Origin of the sequence: Streptomyces lacrimifluminis (assembly GCF_014646095.1) — a bacterium.
Lineage (GTDB): Bacteria > Actinomycetota > Actinomycetes > Streptomycetales > Streptomycetaceae > Streptomyces > Streptomyces lacrimifluminis.
In genome coordinates this window covers 315,588-335,142 of the sequence record NZ_BMMU01000005.1, presented here as the reverse complement: position 1 = coordinate 335,142, position 19,555 = coordinate 315,588, and the positions used below count along the sequence as shown (strand labels likewise).

Annotated in this window: 20 protein-coding genes; 19 read left to right on the top strand and 1 reads right to left on the bottom strand. The window is 67.5% G+C overall.

The genetic code is table 11. The features are described from left to right. The 18 genes from IEY89_RS11455 to IEY89_RS11375 all read left to right on the top strand — a co-directional run. Positions 1 to 3,725: RHS repeat-associated core domain-containing protein (locus tag IEY89_RS11455; RefSeq protein ID WP_229695159.1), on the top strand; the 3,725-nt coding region annotated here is incomplete at its 5' end. Further along, on the top strand, positions 3,722 to 4,042 hold the full coding sequence (locus IEY89_RS11450) for a hypothetical protein (RefSeq protein WP_229695158.1): 321 nt from the start codon (positions 3,722 to 3,724) through the stop codon (positions 4,040 to 4,042). The genes IEY89_RS11455 and IEY89_RS11450, both read left to right, overlap by 4 nt. A gap of 130 nt (positions 4,043 to 4,172) precedes the next feature. Continuing rightward, complete coding sequence (locus tag IEY89_RS42290; protein ID WP_506004846.1) at positions 4,173 to 4,526, top strand: Imm50 family immunity protein; 354 nt, start codon at positions 4,173 to 4,175, stop codon at positions 4,524 to 4,526. Then, the gene (locus IEY89_RS40555) at positions 4,478 to 4,648 is read left to right on the top strand and encodes a hypothetical protein (RefSeq protein ID WP_229695157.1); all 171 of its coding nucleotides are present in this window, start codon (positions 4,478 to 4,480) and stop codon (positions 4,646 to 4,648) included. The genes IEY89_RS42290 and IEY89_RS40555 overlap by 49 nt, the downstream gene beginning before the upstream one ends. Continuing rightward, complete coding sequence (locus tag IEY89_RS11440; RefSeq protein WP_189147212.1) at positions 4,638 to 4,922, top strand: Imm50 family immunity protein; 285 nt, start codon at positions 4,638 to 4,640, stop codon at positions 4,920 to 4,922. The genes IEY89_RS40555 and IEY89_RS11440 overlap by 11 nt, the downstream gene beginning before the upstream one ends. A 1,048-nt stretch (positions 4,923 to 5,970) precedes the next feature. Beyond that, positions 5,971 to 6,867: a hypothetical protein gene (locus tag IEY89_RS11435; protein WP_229695156.1), complete on the top strand. Its 897-nt coding sequence runs from the start codon at positions 5,971 to 5,973 to the stop codon at positions 6,865 to 6,867. 51 nt (positions 6,868 to 6,918) lie between these two features. Further along, positions 6,919 to 7,638, top strand: coding sequence for a Flp pilus assembly protein CpaB (cpaB, locus tag IEY89_RS11430; protein WP_189147211.1), 720 nt, complete (start codon positions 6,919 to 6,921; stop codon positions 7,636 to 7,638). Positions 7,639 to 7,745: 107 nt separating this feature from the next. After that, positions 7,746 to 9,374: a CpaE/TadZ family protein gene (locus tag IEY89_RS11425; RefSeq protein ID WP_189147210.1), complete on the top strand. Its 1,629-nt coding sequence runs from the start codon at positions 7,746 to 7,748 to the stop codon at positions 9,372 to 9,374. Then, on the top strand, positions 9,374 to 9,787 hold the full coding sequence (locus IEY89_RS11420) for a TadE family protein (protein ID WP_189147209.1): 414 nt from the start codon (positions 9,374 to 9,376) through the stop codon (positions 9,785 to 9,787). The genes IEY89_RS11425 and IEY89_RS11420 overlap by 1 nt, the downstream gene beginning before the upstream one ends. Positions 9,788 to 9,868: 81 nt before the next feature. Then, a complete protein-coding gene (locus tag IEY89_RS11415) occupies positions 9,869 to 11,215 on the top strand; it encodes a TadA family conjugal transfer-associated ATPase (RefSeq protein WP_189147208.1) in 1,347 nt (448 codons plus the stop codon). Between the two features lie 58 nt (positions 11,216 to 11,273). Continuing rightward, positions 11,274 to 12,215: a type II secretion system F family protein gene (locus IEY89_RS11410; RefSeq protein ID WP_189147207.1), complete on the top strand. Its 942-nt coding sequence runs from the start codon at positions 11,274 to 11,276 to the stop codon at positions 12,213 to 12,215. 17 nt (positions 12,216 to 12,232) lie between these two features. Further along, complete coding sequence (locus IEY89_RS11405) at positions 12,233 to 13,123, top strand: DUF5936 domain-containing protein (RefSeq protein ID WP_189147237.1); 891 nt, start codon at positions 12,233 to 12,235, stop codon at positions 13,121 to 13,123. A 23-nt stretch (positions 13,124 to 13,146) separates the two neighbouring features. Beyond that, positions 13,147 to 14,520 (top strand): sensor histidine kinase, encoded by a 1,374-nt coding sequence (locus IEY89_RS11400; protein ID WP_189147206.1) that lies wholly within the window; start codon positions 13,147 to 13,149, stop codon positions 14,518 to 14,520. Beyond that, positions 14,507 to 15,301: a response regulator transcription factor gene (locus tag IEY89_RS11395; protein ID WP_189147205.1), complete on the top strand. Its 795-nt coding sequence runs from the start codon at positions 14,507 to 14,509 to the stop codon at positions 15,299 to 15,301. Before IEY89_RS11400 ends, IEY89_RS11395 begins: the two co-directional genes overlap by 14 nt. Positions 15,302 to 15,409: 108 nt before the next feature. Beyond that, on the top strand, positions 15,410 to 15,610 hold the full coding sequence (locus tag IEY89_RS11390; protein ID WP_189147240.1) for a hypothetical protein: 201 nt from the start codon (positions 15,410 to 15,412) through the stop codon (positions 15,608 to 15,610). Further along, positions 15,607 to 16,215, top strand: a complete 609-nt coding sequence (locus IEY89_RS11385; protein ID WP_268240729.1) for a pilus assembly protein TadG-related protein — start codon at positions 15,607 to 15,609, stop codon at positions 16,213 to 16,215. The genes IEY89_RS11390 and IEY89_RS11385 overlap by 4 nt, the downstream gene beginning before the upstream one ends. A 15-nt stretch (positions 16,216 to 16,230) precedes the next feature. Continuing rightward, positions 16,231 to 16,827, top strand: coding sequence for a hypothetical protein (locus IEY89_RS11380; protein WP_189147204.1), 597 nt, complete (start codon positions 16,231 to 16,233; stop codon positions 16,825 to 16,827). A gap of 2 nt (positions 16,828 to 16,829) precedes the next feature. Next, positions 16,830 to 17,450 carry an OmpA family protein gene (locus IEY89_RS11375; protein ID WP_189147203.1) on the top strand — a complete coding sequence of 207 codons (621 nt, stop codon included), beginning with the start codon at positions 16,830 to 16,832 and terminating at the stop codon, positions 17,448 to 17,450. Positions 17,451 to 17,532: 82 nt separating this feature from the next. On the opposite strand, the gene IEY89_RS11370 is transcribed toward IEY89_RS11375, so the two are convergent. Further along, positions 17,533 to 18,282: a phosphotransferase gene (locus IEY89_RS11370; protein WP_229695155.1), complete on the bottom strand. Its 750-nt coding sequence runs from the start codon at positions 18,280 to 18,282 to the stop codon at positions 17,533 to 17,535. 683 nt (positions 18,283 to 18,965) lie between these two features. Here IEY89_RS11370 and IEY89_RS11365 point away from each other — a divergent pair. Next, complete coding sequence (locus IEY89_RS11365) at positions 18,966 to 19,547, top strand: dihydrofolate reductase family protein (RefSeq protein ID WP_189147202.1); 582 nt, start codon at positions 18,966 to 18,968, stop codon at positions 19,545 to 19,547. Positions 19,548 to 19,555: the final 8 nt, after the last annotated feature.

Below are 19,555 nucleotides of genomic sequence, written 5' to 3'. Positions count from 1 at the left end.
TGGCCGCGCTCGACTGCATCCCGGGGATGAAGGGGCTGACCACCCTCGGCGGACTCGCCAAGGGGCTGAAGACGTTCGGCAAAACCGGTCTCAAGGGTATGGCCATGGGCGTCAAGGGGCTCGCTCCAGGTATGAAGAACCTGGGCCGTCAGATGAAAACCCTCTTCACCTGCGGCGACCCGATCGACATGGCCACAGGCCAGATGGTGATGTCGATCACCGACGTCACTCTGCCAGGCGTGCTGCCTCTGGCCATCGAGCGTAGCCACCGCACCGGGGTGCGATCGGGGCGTTGGTTCGGCGCCGACTGGACGTCTACGCTCGACCAACGGATCGTCATCGACGACGACGGTCTCCGATTCGTCGGCGCCGACGGCACCATGCTGTATTACGCGGTTCCGGAGCCAGGTGAGCCGATATGGCCGGTCTTCGGCCCCAACTGGCCTCTGCGCTGGGACGGCACTCCGGACGGAGAAGTCACCGTCCACCAGCCCCAGATTGGTACGACGCTTCTTTTCCGTCGAGTGCCTGGCGGCTCCGCTGCGGAACGCCCGCTGGTGGGCCTCCGGGATCGCAACGACAATGCGATCGACATTCGATACGCGGAGGACGGCTCCCCGAGCGAGCTGGTTCACCACGGCGGCTACCGGCTCGGGGTAACCGCCTCGTCCGGCCGCGTGACGTCCCTGACGCTTCTCAGTGCTCCGGACCGGCCCTGCCTCATGACGTACGAGTACGACGCAGAGGGCCGTCTGGTCGGTGTCACGGACTCGTCCGCAGTGCCCCAGAGCTACAGCTACGGCGACCAGCAGCGGCTCACCGGCTGGAGAAGCCGGAACGGCGACTGGTACCGCTACGCCTACGACGAAGTCGGCCGGTGCGTCCGTACGGGCGGTGACAGCGGTGTGCTCGCGTACTCCTACGCCTATGACGACGAGACACGCACCACTGTTGCGACGGATTCCCTCGGACAGCGGATCACCTACATCTTCGACGGGGATCTCCGCCCTGTCACCGAGACCGATCCGCTGGGACACACCACGATCCGGGACTGGGACGATCACGGTCGGCTGGTGTCCCTGACCGATCCCCTGGGCCGTACCACCCGCTTCGGCCACGACGATATCGGCAACACCACGGAGGTAGTCCGTCCGGACGGCTGCGTCGTGGCCAAGAGGTACAACGAGTTCGGGCAGGTCACAAAGGTGACCCAGCCGGACGGCAACACCTGGGAGTCGGTCTACGACGAGCGCGGCAACCGTGTGGCGGTCGTCGACGCGCTCGGTGCCACGACGAGCTTCACGTTCGACGAGCATGGCGGTCTCACCGGTATCACCGACGCGCTTGGCCACCGACAGCAGACGTTGACCAACGACGCCGCAGGGCTCGTGGTCGCCACGGTCGACGCCCTGGGGGCGCGGAACTCAGTCGTACGCGACGCGTTCGGCCGGATCGTCGAACTCGCCGACTCCTTCGGTGCCGTAACCCGTGTCGGATGGACCACCGAGGGTCGGATCGCGTGGCGCCACTCGCCGAACGGGACCACGGAAGACTGGTCCTACGACGCCGAGGGCAACCCACTGGACTACACGTCGTCGAACGGCCGCCACACCCGTTTCGAGAACACCCACTTCGATCTCTGCACGCTGCGGGAGAGCGAGGACGGGACACTGGAACGCTTCCGGTACGACACCGAGCTGAGGCTGCGGAGCGTCATCAACGCGGTGGACCAGGAGTGGAGTTACACCTATGACGGGGTAGGCCGGGTGATCTCCGAAACGGACTTCAACGGCCGGACCTTGACCTACCGTTACGACGCTGCCGGGCAGTTGGTCGAGCGGACCAACGGCGCGGACCAGGTCACCGGGTTCCAGTACGACGCCATCGGCAACGTCATCGCGATGGAGGCCGACGGCACCACCACGACGTACGAGTACGACGTGCTCGGCAGGCTCGTAAAGGCACGTGGCGCGGAAGTGGAGCTTTGCACGGAGCACGACGCCATGGGCCGGGTACTCGCGGAGTCGTGGAACGGACGGGAGGTGCGCTCAGAGTACGACCTCATCGGACGGCGCCTCGCGCGCCGTACACCGAGCGGCGCGATCACCCGATGGAGCTACGACGCCGAACGGCGCTCCGTCGTGCAGCGATCCGGGCGGCACGACGTCACGTTCCAGTACGACATCACCGGCCGCGAGATCGAACGGGCGCTCGGGGACACCGTGCGTCTGACCCATGAATGGGACGCGGATCGGCTGCGCACCACACAGCGGCTCGTCACGGAGTCCGGCGACGTCCGGCGGCGCACGTTCCAGCACCGTCCCGACGGCATGCTCTCCTCGGTCACGGACTCACGTCTCGGTGAGCGGACCTTCTTGTTCGACGCGGCCGGGAGGGTGACGGCCGCGAGCGGCGGCAGCGACGGCCGGGACGAGAACTACCGGTTCGACGACCTCGGCAACCTCACCGAGTTCAGCACATCAGCACCGGTGAACGACGAGGAGACCGGCCCCGGTGAGCGTACGTACTCCGGCACTCTGATCGGGAGGGCTGGCCGAACGCGCTACCGCCACGACGGACAGGGCCGCGTAGTGGAGCGGATCACAAAACTGCTGTCAGGTGGCGTGCGCGTCTGGTGTTACGCCTGGAACTCCGAGGACCAGCTCACCGATGTCCTGACCCCTGACGGTCGCCGGTGGCACTACGTCTACGACCCGGTGGGCCGACGTGTCGCCAAGCAGTTGCTGGAGGACGACGGGACGACCGTGGCCGAGCAGGTCTCCTTCTTCTGGGACGGCGACAACCTCGCCGAGCAGACGGACGGAACCCACAGCCTGTCGTGGGACTGGGGGGACGGGCCGGCCCCGATCGGCCAGCGGGTACGCGCCACCGGCCCCATGGGGCCGGACACGTCACAGGACGAAATCGACGAACGCTTCTACGCCATCGTCACCGACCTCATCGGGACGCCGACGGAACTCGTCGCCCCCGACGGAGCAGTCGTCTGGGCGCCGTCGTCCACGCTCTGGGGCGTTCCCACAGTGCGGGCCGACACGCCGCGCGTCGACTGTCCACTACGTTTCCCCGGCCAGTACTTCGACGACGAAACCGGGCTGCACTACAACCTTCATCGCTATTACGAGCCCAGTACGGCGCGATATCTGAGCCCCGATCCGTTGGGCCGGACGCCGGCGCCCAACCACTACGCGTACGTGAAGAATCCGCTGCAGTGGAAGGACCCACTGGGCCTGAAAGCGCCCTGCATGGTGGACCTCTACCACGGGACGACCGGAACCGGCGCGGACAACATTCTCGCTCACGGGATCGACCCCCAGTTCAAGCCCCGGAAGATGGACTTCGGTTCGTACGGTTTCTATGTCACCAACAGTCCGCAGCAGGCCGTCGACTGGGCGAAGAGACTGGGGAGCAAGTACAACGATGTTCCTGCGGTTCTGCACTTCCGGGTACCTCGGAGCGAGCTGGACAATCTGAACAGCCGGATCTTCAACGGCCCGAGTGATGAACTCGCCGACTTCATCAGGCATCATCGAAGTGGTGGGGACATGCACGGATACGACATGGTCGAAGGCCCCATGCTGAGAAATGTCCCTGCGTTCCTCAAAGGTAAACCTGGTGTGTTTGACGGACATCAAATCGCGATCTTCACCGATCGTGCAGCCCAGTTGTTTGACAGTTCATTCGTACGGAGAGTGGGGCCATCGTGAAGACCGAGGAGTTTCTCATCGAACTCGACGAGGAGATGCTCGACTATTTCCGCGAGATCGCCGAGGAGATGGTCAGCCGGTTCGGAATCTCCCGAGCCGAAGCCGTGGCCAGGATCAATTCGACGTACGAGGGTGCTCGGATCGAGCCGTACCCCGACCTCATGTGTCATGAGATGCCGGACTACTGGGCCTACGGTCTGTACTTCGAGCCACGGGACGGCCAGTTGCCGTACGGTGCGCCCGGCGAGGATCTCTCCGAGTGGGAAGTGAGGCCGGCTCCTCCCACGGACTCGCATGTGTGGACGATCCCCGTGTGACAGCAGCAGCTCCCGCTGCTGCGTAGCAGCTCTACGGGCGAAGGTCGGGTATGACGTGTGGACACCCGCAACGGCAGATCCCGGGTGCTGAGGAGCATCACTACTATGACCGTTGAGAGTTTTCTCGTGAATCCGGAAGCGCTCAATTCGCTCTACGGCCGATGTCCCGGACCTCGCCGACGTAAGGATCAGGTCGGTCAATCTGAACTGGCGCGGGCCCACGGTAACCCTCCGGGTCGACCTGCCCTCTTTTCCTGGTTCGGCACCGCAGGGATGGACCGATGCGGGGATGGACACGGTGCAGTGTCAACTCAGTTCCTGGCAGTGGAGAACATCTCCCTCACCGATTGGGCCCCACCGTCAGTCGGCTGCGTCGAGATGTCCTCGTGGGGCGGCGGGGAGAGGCGTATGCGGGTCATCGCAGACGGTCGAGGGGTGGCTCTCCGATTCGACTGCAGCGAGTCCGTGCGCGTCAGCCATGTGAGCGCGTTCCGCATCCAGGCCGACGGATCGGACAACGGACCGCATCTCTTCGTAAGCAAGATCGACGCCCGACGGAACACCTTCCTTCCCCCGGCCGACGAGAAGACCTTCTATGAGCGCTGACTGGTCGCAACTTCTGGCGTCCAGCGCATACTTGGGGGAGCTGTACGACGGCGACCCGCCCCCGACCGAGGCGTGCGAACTCTTCTACGTGCACATCGATGAACGGGAGGACTCGGTAACCCTGGGCTTCGACACCAGGGCCTTCCCGGTGAACCTGCCCCATGAATGGAAGGGAAGGGACTTCAACGCCTTTGAGTTCCACTTGTTCTTCACGGGGGTGACCGGTCTCCGGGTAACGGGTTGGGGGCTTCCGAAGCCAAGATGGCCGATATGACCGTCCGCGATGGAGGACACTTCGACGTGGCCCTCGGTTCTGAGGCTTCCGGTATCAGGTTCCGTGCTGCTGCGGCCCGTCTGACCAGAACGCGCGCTTATCTCGCTCGGGACGACCCCCGAAATTCAGCGCCCCACGACTGAGTCGTCCCGGTGAGGACATGGTGGCGTCGACATAGGCCTGCACCCACGCGAGCGCGTCGTTGAGTGCATCTGATGGAAGCTCGATCTTCGGTCGCTCGGCGGAGGTCGTCGCGTCGGCGCTCGCCCTCGGCAATGCGGGCGACTCGCTCCCGGTGCCGGCTCCGGCACTCTCGTCATTGTCATCGGGCTTGCCGCCGCGCAGAGAACGGCACTTCACAGGTGACTCCCCGTACGACTGACAAATACCGGATGCTATCCGTCGGGCCGAAGGCTCCGCCAGGTTCGGAGGGTTGCACTGTGGCAACAGCAAAAGGACTGGTCACAGTGAAGGCCGGCAGTTGTGTGGTCGCCTGTCGCTTTCTCAACTCCCCTCCGAGGAGGTGAATCCGGAGAGCCGCGACAGCGAGGAACAGGACGCCGTGGCCGAATCTCGCCCGCCCTCCGTCCGTGACGGTCCAGTAGAGGGCGAGGCCACAGAAGAGGAGGCTGACGGCGATGACCGGGGGTTCGCGGATCCACCAGGGGAGGACGTGGAGTATCAGGTTGATCAGCATCCGGGCAGTGGACCAGGCGCGAACCGCTCACACCGTGATGGAAGCCACGATTCCGGAGGTGAGGTCTGAGCGCGAAGTTGTCGAAGCTGTGAAGAATCGTGGCAGACCTGTCCCCGAAAGGTGCATCGGCTTCGGCGCGGGCCCCTCGTCAACTACCCTCCCCGCCACCCGACTTGTGGCATATTCGTCTCACTCTCCGTTGATCGGGCTCCACCTTCCGTTAGTCGATCTAGAAGATTCGGTGTTGAGCGGGCCATGCCGTGGATAAGGTGCTGATGCAAGAGGACGTCACAGAGGCGATCTGAGGCGGTGGCCGACCACCCCGCCGCAGTGAACGGGGTGGTGTGCAGCGTGCCGACCGCGATAGCCGTCACCAGTTCCGACCTGGTGCTCCCACCGCACGACCGGCAGACCCCGCCCGCCGCCGTCCCGTCCCTCGACACCCTCGACGGCGCCCTCATGGGGATGCACACCCTCATCGAGCAGCACGGATACGTCATCGCCCTCTACCCGGCGGCCACGGACCCGGCCGTCACCCGGCGGCTGCACACCGTGCGTTCCGTACTGGAGAGCGACCGTATCGCGCTGCTCGCCGTGGATCTGCCGCCCCTCGGACTCGCCCTGCTGGCCCAGCAGTTGAGGCAGCTCTCCATGTGCGACTTCAGCCCGGGCGTGCTCGCCTCCTCCGCCCGGCTGCTCGCGCACTACATCTACGCCGGCGCCCACCTCGGTTCCGTCGCCAAGCTCGACCGGGTGCCCGTCTCCCTCAAGTCGCACGCCAAGTCGTGGGTGCCGGGCGCGCAGTTCGCCGTACTGGCCAATCCGCGGGCCCAGCTCGTACGGGTGGGCCAGGCGGAGCTGGCCGGGCCCGAGTTCGGGACGCGGCTGCTGGTCGCGCAGGGGCAGGCGCCCTCCGACTGGGTCACCGCGACCCTCGCACCCGCCTGGCGCGTGCAGGGAGTCGCCCCGGTTCCGCTGCCCGCGGAGTCCGCGCGCTGGTGGGGGACCGGGAAGATCGTCGAGTTCGCCGCCGGGCTGCACGACGTCTCCGTGCTCTACCAACTGGTCTCCTCCGTACGCCGCGAGGAGTGCCACTGGTGCGGCCTCGAACTCATCGGCGACCGCTGCGGATTCTGTGCCGCCCCACTCGCCGCGCATTCGGAGCTTCCCGTGGCCCTCGGGCGGGCAGGAACCCCGGCAGGAGCATCAGGAACAACAGTACGAGCACTGCCCCGAGGTACGACGTAAGAGACGTAGAAGACGTGTCCGTCCCCACCCCCGATCGAGGTTGTCCGCGTCATGAACTCACGCCAGCGCCGCGGCGTCATCCTGCTGGTCCTGTCGACCCTGTGCGCCATCGGCGCCTTCGTCGGAGTGCTCTCGGTGATCCGCGACGTGAACTCCAAGGTCGGCCCGGAGGTGACGGCGTACCGCCTCAAGGGCGACATCGCGCCCTACAAGGAGCTCACGGCCGACCAGTTCGAGAAGATCTCCATGCCGAAGCGGTGGCTGTCGGAGACCGCCGTCACGCGCGTCTCCCAGATCCGCGGCAAGATCGCGGTGACCCAGCTGGAGAAGGGCTCCCTCCTGCAGACCGACATGATCGTCGACCGGCCCGAACTGGCCGCCGATGAGCAGGAGATCGCGATCCTGATCGACGCCTCCACAGGTGTTGCCGGAAAGATCGACCCGGGGTCGCTCGTCAACATCTACGCCACCTTCGAGGCCAAGGACAGCGAGAAGAACGTCGACGAGGTCAAGCTGCTCGTCACGAACGCGCGCGTCATCGACGTCGGCAAGCTCACGGCCCTCGAACCGGGGCAGTCGACCAACGAACGCCGGCGTACGGCGTCGGAGGCCGTCCCGATCACCTTCGCGCTCAAGACACCGGACGCCCAACGCGTCGCATACGCCGAGTCGTTCGCCGAACACGTCCGCCTGTCCCTGGTCGCGGGCGGCGAACTGACGGCCGTCCCCGGCCCCGCCGACCGTACGTACACCCTCGACAAGGACAAGTAGGAGGCGGGCATGAGGTCCGTACGTACGAAACCGCAGCCCCGGCTCCGATCCCAGCCGCGGCCCCGGCGCCGGTCGCAGCCGCAGGTTTGCTTGCCGAGGGCGCGCCGATGACCATCCGCGTCCTCCCCGCCACCGCCGACATCGAGTCGGCCCGCGCCCTGAGCACCCTCCTCAGCAGGCTCCCCGACGCCGAACCCGCCCCGCCCGTCGCCGACTCGACAGCGCTGCTCGACACCCTGGCCCGGCTGGCCGCCGAGTCCCTCGACGAGCTGCCGGAAGTCGTCCTCGTGCACGAGCGGATAGGGCCCGTCCCGGCCCTCGAACTCGTCCGTGACCTGGTGATGCGCTTCCCGGCCGTCGGGGTCGTCCTCATCACCGCCGACCCCAGCACCGGCGTCCTCACCGCCGCCATGGACTCCGGCGCCCGCGGTATCGTCCAACTGCCGCTCGGCTACGACGCCTTGGCGGAGCGCGTCACGGCCGCGGCGGCCTGGTCGTCGGGCATGCGGCGCCATCTCGGCAGTACAGCGCCGGAGTTGTACGCGGGACCGGGCGGTACGGTCGTCACCGTCACCGGCGCCAAGGGCGGCGTCGGCGCCACCGTCACCGCCGTCCAACTCGCGCTGGCCGCCCGGGCGTCGGGCCACACCGTCGCCCTCATCGACCTGGACCTCCAGTCGGGGGACGTGGCCTCCTACCTGGACGTCCAGTTCCGCAGGTCGATCGCCGACCTGGCCGCCATCACGGACATCAACCCGCGCGTCCTCCAGGACGCCGTCTTCACCCACGACACCGGCATCGACCTGCTCCTCGCCCCCTCCGAGGGCGAACGCGGCGAGGAGGTCACCGACCGGGTGACCCGCCAGGTCGTCGCCGCCCTGCGCTCCCGCCACGACGTCGTGGTCGTCGACTGCGGCGCCCGGATGGACTCGGCCACGGCCGCCGCCGTCGAGATGGCCGACCACGCCCTGCTCCTCGTCACCCCGGACGTCGTCGCCGTACGCGCCGCCAAACGCATGGTCCGCCTCTGGGACCGCCTCCAGATCCGCAAGGCCGAGGAGACCCTGACCGTCGTCAACCGGCAGTCCAAGGGTACGGAGATCCAGCCCTCCCTCGTCGAGAAGGTCACCGGCACCAAGGTCGCCCGCGCGACGATTCCCGCCGCGTTCAAGGAACTTCAGGGCGTGGTGGACGCCGGACGCCTCCAGGACCTGGACGCCCGGTCGACGGTCAAGCAGGCGCTGTGGGCGCTGGCGGGGGAGTTGGGGCTGGTCGTCGTCCAGGAAGGGGGCGGTGGCAAGCGACGCAAGTCATCGTCGTCGTCGGACCGGGGCGCGATGACCCTGCGCCGACGAGGAGAGCGCGGCGACCGAGGGGCGGTGACCCTCGAATTCGCGGGCATGTTCCCGCTGTTGCTCGTCGTGATGAGCATCCTGTGGCAGTGCGTGCTGTACGGCTACACGTACTCGTTGGCCGGCAACGCGGCGGACGAGGCGGCTCGCGCGGCCACCGCGGCGTACGCACTCGACCCGAGCGGCTACGCGGGGGCCTGCGAGAGCGCGGGCGGCGAGAACCTCCCCGGAGCCTGGAGCGGCGCCGCCATCAGCTGCGCTCCCGAGGGTGAGGTCATGAAGGCCACGGTCCGTGCCCAAGTACCTCTCTTCTTCCCGGGGTTCGACGTCGACTGGACGGTGAACGGCGAGGCTGGGGCGGCGTTGGAGGGGGACGAGGACTGATGAGGAGTCTTCGGGGCGAGCGTTCTTCGAACCGTCTCCGGGAGCGGTTCGCGAACAGTCTGCGGCGAGACAGGCGCGACCGGGGTTCCTCCATCCTGGAGTTCGCCGGTTTCCTCCCGATCCTCATCATCATCGGCCTGGCCTGCATCCAGCTCGGCCTGATCGGCTACGGCATCAACCAGGCCGGCACGGGAGCCCGCGCGGCGGCCCGGGCCGCCTCCCTCGGCGGCGACGGGGAGACGGCGGGCAGCGCCTCCGTCAGCGACTGGCTCGACCCCCAGGTGAGCGCGCCGCTGGGTGCGGGCGACACGACCACCGCGACCGTGACCGTCACCGTCCCCGCGATCATCCCGATCTTCGACTCATGGCCCGTGACCCGCGAAGCAACCATGCCCAACGACGATGACGGCTGACCCATCGACCGGGTTTCCCGACCGAGTTCACCGACCGACCGATCAACGCAAGCCGACTGGAGAGGAGTTGAGACAGAGACCATGAGCCTGCGCTCCCGCATAGCCTCCGCCGACGACAACGGCAGCGGAGCCGCGCGCGAGGACGGCCACCTCGTCGCCGTCTACCGTGCCAAGCTCCTCGAAGAGATCGACCTCGCGGAGATGTCCAGCCTCGCGGCAGCGGAACGCCGGGTCCGGCTGGAACGCGTCCTCGGCCACATCATCAGCCGTGAGGGCCCGGTCCTCTCCTCCGCCGAACGCTCCCAGCTGATCAGGCGAGTTGTCGACGAAGCCCTCGGTCTGGGCGTCCTCGAACCGCTCCTCGCAGACGCGTCGATCACCGAGATCATGGTCAACGGCCCCGACTCGATCTTCGTGGAACGGGCGGGCCGCGTCGAACAGCTTCCCATGCGCTTCGCGTCGAGCGAGCAGCTGATGCAGACCATCGAGCGGATCGTCTCCACGGTCAACAGGCGGGTGGACGAGTCGAATCCGATGGTCGACGCCCGCCTGCCCACCGGCGAACGCGTCAACGTCATCATCCCGCCGCTCTCCCTCACCGGCCCGACGCTCACCATCCGCCGTTTCCCCCGCGCCTACACACTCCCGGAGTTGATCGGCCTCGGCTCGCTGGACGAGCAGATGCTGATGCTCCTCGCCGCGTTCGTCCGGGCCCGCTTCAACGTCATCGTCAGCGGCGGCACGGGCACCGGCAAGACGACGCTCCTCAACGCCCTCTCCGGCCTGGTCCCCTCCCACGAACGCATCATCACCATCGAGGACTCGGCCGAACTCCAGCTCCAGCAGGAGCACGTGATCCGCCTCGAATCCCGCCCGCCGAACGTGGAGGGCAAGGGTCAGATCACCATCCGCGACCTGGTCCGCAACAGCCTGCGCATGCGCCCCGACCGCATCATCGTCGGTGAGGTCCGAGGCGGTGAGACCCTCGACATGCTCCAGGCGATGTCCACGGGACACGACGGCTCCCTGGCCACCGTCCACGCCAACTCGGCGGAGGACGCGCTGATGCGTCTGCAGACCCTGGGCTCGATGTCCGAAGTCATGATCCCCTTCGAGGCGTTGAAGGACCAGATCAACTCGGCGGTCGACGTGGTCGTCCAACTCGCCCGCCACGTCGACGGCACCCGCCGGATCGCCGAGATAGCCCTGCTGGTGTCCCACGGCCGTGAACAGTTCCGGATCGCCACGGTCTCCCGGTACGTCTCCCGACCGACCGGCCCCGACCGTGTCGTCCAGGGCTACTTCGAACATCTCCCGGTGCCCCGCCCGGTCGCGGACAAGCTGTACCTGGCGAACGAATCGCTGCCGCCGGCATTCGGAGTGGCCGAGGTGTTGGACGTACTGGACACCAGGCAGGCGATCGGATGAACACGCGGACGCCGAGCACCATTTCAAGAACCTGTACGACTACGCGGAGCGAGCAGCCATGAACAACTCGGTCCCGCTGGCCCTGGGCGCCACCATGCTGTGCGGCACGCTCGCCGTGGCGGGCGTGCACACGTACGCCACCGGCCGCGCCCAGCGTCAGGCACTCGAAGACCGCCTCTCCGGCGGCGGCGCGCTGCGTACGGCGGCCGGCCGCGTACGCCGGTTCGCGGCCGTCGACCGCAGGCTGCGCCGCACCCGTCTCGGCCGCACGATCCACCTCCGCCTCTCGGCGACCGGACTGGACCTGACAGCGGGCGAGTTCTTCACGTACGTCACCGCTGTCGGCGTCGCGCTGTGGCTGCTGGCGGCCACCGCACTGGCCCCCTTCTTCGGCCCGATCGCCGCACTGGTGACGGTCTGGGGTGCGGCGATCTTCCTCAACTGGCAGCTCCAGAAACGTATCGAGGCGTTCATCAACCAACTCCCGGACGTGGCCCGCCTGCTGGCCAACGCCACGGCGGCCGGCCTCGCCCTGCGGACAGCCCTGGCGATGGCGGCGGAGGAGCTGGAGGCCCCGGCGGGCGAGGAACTGGCCAGGGTCGCCGACCAGTTGACCCTGGGCCGGACGGTCGACGACGCGCTGGGCGAGCTGGCTGAACGCCTTCCGTCCCGCGAACTGGTCGTCCTGGTCACGACGTTGGTCCTCGCCAACCAGGCGGGCGGCTCGGTGGTCAGCTCCCTGCGCAACCTCACCCAGACCCTGGAGGACCGCAAGGAAACGCGCCGAGAGGTCCGCACGATGCTGTCGGAGGTCAACGCGACGGCCTTCACGGTCCCTTGCCTGGGCCTCGGTTCCCTCCTCCTCATCAACTCCTCGAACGAGGGCGCGTTGGAGAAGGTGACCGGTTCCGGCCTCGGCCAGAGCCTGATCCTGCTCTCCCTGGGCCTGTACACGGTCGGCTTCTTCGTCATCCGCCGCCTGGGCAAGATCGAAGTCTGAGGGGAGTGAGTGACCGGATGCTGCCACTGCTGCTTGCCCTGTTGATGGCGATCGCCGTCGCAGGCGCCCTGCTGGGCGTCCGCATGATCCGAGCCGACGCCAAACTCCCCTCCGACCTGCTCCTCGCCCTGGAGGTGGGCGGCACCCGGGTCTCGAAGGCCGACTCGGCGGTGGACCGCATGGGCATGCGCTTCGCGCCTCTCGTCCTCCGCCTGATGGGCCCCCGCCGGGTCGACGCGAAACGCCTGCGCATCGACATGGCGGGCAATCCCGGCGGCCTCACCATCACCCGATACGCGGCCCGCCGAGCGGTCTACTTCACCTTCGGCATCCTCCTCGGCCTGATCTTCCTCACCAACGGCCAACTGGTCCTCGCGCTCATCACGTTCGCCTTCGGAGTGACGGCCGCGGACGCGGCGATCTGGCAGGCGGTAAGGGAACGCAAGGACGTCATCGACCGCACACTCCCCGACTTCCTGGACGTGCTCGCTGTCGTGGTCTCGGCAGGCCTGGGCTTCCGCCAGTCCCTGGACCGGGTGGCGGAGAAGTACGAGGGCCCCTGGGCGGACGAACTCCGCATCACACTCCGCCAGATGGACATGGGCGTCAGCCGCCGCCAGGCCTTCGACCAACTCCGCAAGCGCAACTCCAGTGAGCAGGTGGCCCAGTTCGTCTCGGCGCTCCAGCAGGGCGAGGAGCTCGGCTCCCCGATCGCCGAGACCCTGATCCAGATCGCCGCGGACATGCGCCGCACGGACGCCCAGGAATCCCGTCGCCGCGCCGCGAAGACGATCCCCAAGGCAACCCTCGTCACCCTGGTGTTCATGCTCCCGGCGACGATGATCCTCATCGCGACGGGCATGTTCCTCGGCTCGGGTACGAACTTCGGCTCCATTCTGGGACGTTGAGGGCGGTGCGGCCGATGAGAGCCATGAAGGAAAGGCGTCACGACGGACAACAGGGCCGGAACCGGAACCGGAACCGGGGCTACGACCCGACGGTCGGCTACCTTGCCGACGACGCCCCGGCCCCCGCCACCATCCGCCTCCAGCTGAACGCGCTCCAGGCCCTGTGCCGCCAGGCGTTCGCGGTCCGCATGACGATGCTGGCCCTCGGCGCGCCCTTCGCGATGACCAACACGGCGGAAGGGGCTCCGCGTTACGCGGTCCTGGCGGCTGCGGTCCTGGGCATCACCGCCTCGTACGCCATGTACCGCGACTGGGACCGTCTGGCCCCCCGCCTCCTGGCCCACCCCACCCTCATGGCGGCGGACCTGACGTTCGCGGCGATACTCCTCCTCACCGCGTCCCCCGCCTCCCCCCTCGCCTACGCCACGGTGTGCACCCCCCTCCTCGCCGGCCTCCTCTACGGCTGGCGCGGCTCGGGCGTCTTCACGGGCCTCCAACTGATGGTGCTCCTCACGGTCCACCGAGCCTGGGAACACCACCCGGGCACAGGCACCAGCACGCTCCTCATAGCGGGTTTCTGCGTCGGCGCCGGCATCATCGGCGTCACGTTGCGCAACCTGATGTTCCGCTTCGGTACGGCGAGTGAGGCACTGGCGGAGGCGAACTCCCGTCTGGCGGTGGCGGATGCGGTGGAGTCGGAACGGGCGCGCCTGGCAAGGGAGATGCACGACTCGGTGACGAAGACCCTGCACGGCCTGGGGCTGGCGGCGGAGGCCCTGGCGAGGTCGGCGACGTCGAAGGACGGCACGGATCCGGAGGCGGTGGGGCGCAACGCGACCCTGGTCGCCTCGGCGGCCCGCAGAGCGGCAGCGGAGTCCCGCGACCTCCTGACAGACCTGCGCCACCACACGGCCCTGACGTCCCCGGACGTCGACCTGATCGCGGAACTGGCGCAGAGGCGAGCAGAGTTCGAGCGGAGCACGGGAATCCGTACGACTCTGCAGACGCGCGCCGAAGGGGCTGACGTACTGCTCCCGCACCGGACGGCACACCACCTCCTGGCGATCGTGTCGGAGGCACTGGAGAACACGCGCAGGCACGCGAGCGCGACGAGGGTGACGCTGGAGGCGAGGGCATCCGGGGAGGGCGTGACCCTCCGCATCCGGGACGACGGAATGGGCCTCCCCGGCCCCCTGAACCTCGAAGAGACAGCCAGATCAGGCCACTTCGGCATGCTGGGCATGGTGGAACGGGCGAGATCGCTGGGGGCGGTGATGCACGTGGGCCGAGGTGAGAACGGCGGCACGGAGATCCGCGTGGACGTGATGCCACCCGGACTCGACCACATACCCCGTCCCCGTCCCCGGAAGGAGGCCGCATCCCATGTCCACAGATGAACGGCGGCAGGACCTGCTGAGGGTGCTGGTGGCGGACGACAACCCGGTGGTACGGGCAGGCCTGACAGCACTCCTGGGCGGCCACCCGGACATCGAGGTGGTCGCGGAGGCGTCGAACGGCACCGAGGCCGTGTGGGCGGCGGAGCGAGTGCACCCTGACGTGGTCCTGCTGGACGTACGCATGCCCGGCACGGACGGCCTCACGGCCCTTCCCCAACTGGCGCTAATGGCCCCGGTGATGATGCTGACCTACAGCAACGAGCCGGAGGTGGTGAGCCAGGCGCTGTGCGGGGGCGCCTCGGCCTACCTGGTCCACGGAGGCTTCACGACCGAGGAGTTGACGGAAGCGGTACGGGCGGTGGGACGGGGATCGCGGGTCGTGGCGCGGACGGCAAGGGTGGCGCATGCCTCTGTTCAGGGTGCTCAGGGTTCGGGTGTCGCGGATTCGCTCGGCGTTTCCTACGAACCGAACGAAAGCTCTTCGCATCTGCAACCAGTTATGGCACTCTTGCGGCGGACTCCAAAGGCCCGGCTCGGCCACGCGACGACACTCGCCGCCCGCGACCGCGGCCGACCGGACTTCGGCCTGAGTTCAAGGGAGGTGGAGGTTATGGATCTCATCGCAGCCGGCGTGAACAACCAGCAGATCGCCGCCACCTGCTTCATCAGCGAGAAGACCGTCAAGAACCACATCAACCGCATCTTCGCAAAGCTGCACAGTACGACACGGAGCGAAGCGATCGCCCGGTGGCTGGGAACGGCTCGGGAGAGGTGGGAGTGATGGGGCGTACTGTGGGGGGAAGTTGGGCCCTTGGGCCCACGCGGAGTAGAGGGTCTTTCACGTACGGTGGTCGGGTCGCTAGTGGCGTTCGACGGAAGGGCAGGCGCAGTGGACAGGTTCAACAGGTGGACGTGGACTGTCGTCTCCCGGATGCAGGGCAGGCAGCGGGACGAGGGCGCGGGGTTCGTGGAGTACGCGGGCCTGATGATCATCATTGCCGGGATCTTCACGCTGATCGACGGTCTCGGGCTGGACGGCATGATCTCGACGGCGATTCGGAACGCGGTCACCGACGTCATCGGCGGCTGACCGACGCACGACCACTGAGCGACTGTGGGCAGACACTGCCCATCTACATCTGGCTGACGGGGATTCTGCTCTTCGCCGCCGTCGCCTTCTTCGTGTTCGCGCAAGCAGCGTCCGTCCGCAACGGAGCCCAATCCGCGGCGGACGCTGCTGCGTTGGCGGCTGCACAGGACGCCCGGGACGAGTTGGTGGAAACCCTGACGGGTGCGATCGGACAGGGCGACGACTGGCTCGACTGGCTGAACGGCCAGGATCCACCGGGTGGCGGGGCCACGGCGGCAGCACAGGCGCTCGCCTCGGAGAACGGCTCAACGGTCCAGGGCGGCGCCGAACCTGTGGTCAGGGACGGATACCCCGGATTCCGGGTCGCCGTGGAGACCACCGACACAGTCGGCGCCTCGATCATTCCGGGTACGGAAGGCATGCACGCCAAGGCCGATGCCATCGCCGTCATCCAGCCACGCTGTGATTTCAACCCCGACGCGGATCCCACACTGCCGATCGAGTTGGACTGCGACGGCCAGATCGTGAACATCGACCCCGTAGATTTCAATCCGGGCGACTTCCCCGACGCGTCCGTGCTGTTCTCCGTGTATCTGGCCGAGTGAGAGGAAGTCGTACCGATGAAGTTTCGGCGCACCATGAAGAGCCGTAGGGCAGTGACCGCGGTGGCGATCGCGACCGGGTTGCTCGTCACGGTGGCCGGCTGTGGAGGAGGGGACGGCGACAAGACGGACAAGAACGCCTCTTCATCGGCACCGAGCAGGACCGATGGAGGAAAGACCGAGGAGACGGAGTCCCAGCCCCCGGCCGCCGAGCCCGCGTTGGCCGAAGTGAAGAACGGCGACATCACACTCGCCGTCACCTCAGCCGTCCGTGATCAGGGTGGCTTCGTGACGGTGAACGGCACGGTCACCAACAGCGGTGGGGATTTCTGGGTCGCGGCGGACTGGCGCGGTGACGAACGTGAGTTGAGCAAGAACGGTGCCTCCCTCGCCGGAGCGGCGCTGGTCGACAGCAAGGCCAAGAAGAAGTACCTCGTCCTTCGGGACACCGATGGGCGTTGCCTGTGCACGAAGTTCGAGGGAGGGGGCGTGGACACGGGACAGACGACCGACTGGTTCGCCCAGTTCCCCGCTCCCCCGGAAGACTCCACTCAGGTGAACCTCCAAGTCGGCACGATGCCCCCGGCATCGATCGAAATCTCCGAGGGCGAGTGACCATGGCCGTCACCAGGCGCTCCACCTCGACCGTACTCACAGCCTTGGCGGTACTCGCCACCCTTTCTCTCGCGGGTCCGCCCGCCGCCGCGGACGACGATCCCAGCGCACCCCCGGGCTCGGTCGACACCTCTCCACCCCCAGAGGTGGATGCGAACAGCCCCGGCCTGAAACTGGCCGACGGCGCCACACTCGCGGCAGCCAAGGTCCTGGACATCAAGTCGGTCGTGGAGGACATGGGCGGTGAGGAACGCCGAGTGGAGACGAACGAGAACGTGACGTTCGCGCTCCAGGCGGAGGTCCTGTTCCCGAAGAACAGCTCAAAGCTCAACCCGGAGGCCAACTCCCGCATCCGGGCGATCGCCGACGAGATCAAGGCCCAGAAAGCCACGAACGTCAGGGTCTTCGGCTTCACCGACAATCTTGGCTCGTACGCCCACGGCCTGACCCTTTCCAAGAGCCGCGCGGAGCAGGTCCACGACCGACTGGCCGCCAGCCTGGGCGCGGACGTCACCTTCCAGGTACGCGGCTACAGCGAGGACTACCCGATCGCCGACAACTCCTCGGAACAGGGCCGGCGCAAGAACCGGCGCGTGGAGGTGACGTTCCAGAAGGGGGAGTGAGGACGAAGCCCTCCGACTCACGCCCCCGCCACCTCGAACCGCGCCGAACTCAGCCGGTGAGCAGGGCACGCACCCACTGGTCTTAGCGCTGCTCGATGTATTCGGCGTCGCTCCGCCAGGCGTCGCCGTGGCCTTCGGCCCAGAGCGTCGCCCATGGCTGGCTGCCCTCGGCGGCCCGCTCACGCAGGAAGTCGTGCATGGCCCGGGTACGGCGGCCCAACAGGGGCACCAGCGCACGCCGTTCGCTCTCATCGAGTCCATAGGCGTCGGCGAAGATCCGCAGGCGGCTGTCGGCGTCGGCACGTTGCCAGTGAGGGTGAGCGGACAACTGGACGAAGCCGCGCATCGCGTAAGCGACGTCCCGGAGACGAGTACCGGGACCGGCGGTGTCCCAGTCGATGAAGGCCCACGTGTCCTCCCCGTCGGCCACGAGATTCCAGGGGGCCAGGTCGTGGTGGGCGATGATGTCAGCCCCCTCGACGGGGATCAGCACCTGCCACTGGGCGTCGGGCGGCGGCGTGAACCCCTCCACGGCATCGTGGAAGTCCCGTACGAGACGCGCCACACGAGCCAGCCCCTGTGAGGTCTGCACCAACGCGAACCGGTCGGGCCAGATCACCTCGCCCCTCACAAAGGTCAGCACCTCACGCCCCTGCTCGTCGACACCAAGGGGACGGGGAGCCGCCCGGAAGCCCACCTCGTGGAGATGGGCGACCAGCGCATGCACTGCCGGAGTCCACGGCCCCGCCGGCCGGCGAACGGTTTCCCCGACACGAACGACACCGGCGCTCATGTTCCCGCCGGACAGCGGCTGCTCCTCGTCGTTTCCCACGGTGGAAGTCTGGCCGACCAGGGCTTTGTCGGGCACCTCAACGACGACTGGGTTTCTCCACCTGGAAGCGCCGGGGACGAGGGGCAGGGACCTGCCGTGTCCGAGCCAGGCGCCGCGACCCTGCGCGTGCCGGCCCGCGTCCTGAGCACCTGCCCGGGCGAATGGGGCTCTCGGGAGCCGGGAGCCGGGAGCCGGGAGCCGGGGGCCGGGAGCCGGGTGGCGGGTGGCGGTACGCGTCTGTGCGCGGTGCTGCCGAGGTCGGGGGCGCGGGTGTATGGGGTGTCGGGGGAGCACACGATTGGGTGAATCAGGCCTGGGTGGGTCATGACAACGCGAGGTGATGCCCAGGTTCGGCTGTGACCGCACTCCTTTCGATCGGACTGGAATCAAGAATCGGGGTTTGGCTAGAGGCGCGCCCTCCCGGATGGGGGAGGAGCCGGAGGCCAAGGTGTCAAACAGGTGAAGCTGCTGTGCGAGGCGGAACACGCTCCCGCACACGAGGAGTTCACGCGCGGCTCCGGGAAGGAATGGTGAACCCCACTCGCTGGAGGCCGGCTCAGGAACTGGGGCGGCATACTGCCAGTCACTGCTGGCCTCTGCCCCGCGCAACAGGGGCCTTGGGTGACGCCTGATGAGTACCGTGAGCGCCAGTCGCAGCCCCAGACGTCGATGAGGTGTGTGCCATGCGGAAAGCCGTGCTGATGATGTCCGTCTCCCTCGACGGATACTTCGAGGGACCAAATCGCGAGATCGACTGGCATCTGGTCGACGAAGAGCTGCACCGGTATTTCAATCAGCAGGTCAGGAGCATGGGCGGCATTCTCTCCGGGCGCGTCACCCACCAACTCATGGCCGACTTCTGGCCCACCGCCGACACCGACCCCGGCCCCGACAGCACTGAAGCCATGGTCGAGTTCGCCGGCATCTGGCGGGACATTCCGAAGTACGTGTTCTCCCGGACGTTGGAGCACGCCGACTGGAACACCACCATCGTGCGGGAGGTCGTCCCGGAGGACATTCGGGCGCTCAAGGAGCAGCCCGGTGGGGACCTTGTGGTCGGCGGTGCCGAACTCGCCGCCGAGTTCATGCGGCACGACCTCATCGACGAGTTTCACCTGTGCGTCCATCCCGTGCTGATCGGACGCGGCAGGCCGCTCTTCCCCGAAGCGGACAGTTTCACCCGGCTCCGGCTCACCGAGTCACGTACCTTCGGCAACGGCGTCGTACTCCTGCGGTACGAGCGGGTCGGCAGCGGCGACCTGTAGAGGAAGAG